Source organism: Bradyrhizobium sp. P2_E8, assembly GCF_056403875.1.
Genome location: NZ_JBFUES010001770.1, coordinates 1 through 749 on the forward strand (window position 1 = coordinate 1; position 749 = coordinate 749).

Annotated in this window: 1 protein-coding gene; it reads left to right on the plus strand. The window is 66.9% G+C overall.

What is annotated here, in order from left to right; all coding sequences use genetic code 11:
* A partial coding sequence (locus AC1D00_RS43795) for a glycoside hydrolase family 17 protein (RefSeq protein ID WP_477015026.1) occupies window positions 1–749 on the plus strand: 749 nt, incomplete at both ends.

The following is a 749-nucleotide window of genomic DNA, read 5'->3' on the forward strand; positions in this document are numbered from 1 at the left end:
ATCTGATCGAGTCCTATGACCAGCCGTGGAAGCGCAAGCTGGAAGGCACCGTCGGCGGCTATTGGGGCCTGTACGACTCGGTGCGACGGAGCCTGAAATATCCGCCGGGCGAGCCGATCAGCAATTTCCCGTACTGGAAATGGTACATGGGCGCGGGCATGGGCCTCAGCGTGCTGGTGTTCGCGGTCGCGCTGATCACGCTGCGCCGGCGGCCCTGGACGCCGCGCTTCTCGGCCTGGCTCGGCGTCGCCATCTCGGCGACGACGGCAGGGAGCCTGCTCGGCGTCGGCGCCGACAAGGTGTTTTACGAGAGCTACGGCATCGGCGGCTGGCTGCTGTGGGGCACGCTGCTCGCGGCCGGGATCCTGTCGCCGATCTTCTGCGCGCAGGCGTTGGTCATCGGCCGCAGCCTGCCGACCTTCCTCGACCTGCTAGGCCCGAGCGAGGGACGGAAATGGTCAAAGCTCACCGCCGTGCTCGGCCTGACGCTGGCGGTGGCGGCGGTGATCGCGGCACAGACCGCGCTCGGCTTCGTGTTCGACCCGCGCTACAAGGATTTCCCCTACGCCTCGCTGACGATGGCGGTGGTGCCGTTCGCGATCCTGATGCTGAACCGTCCGCAGATCGGCGTGCGTCCGATCGCGGAATCGGTGTTCGCAGGCGTGCTCGCGCTGTCGGCCGCCTATGTGCTCTTCAACGAAGGCCGCGACAACTGGCAGTCGCTGTGGACCTGCGCGATGTATCTCTTG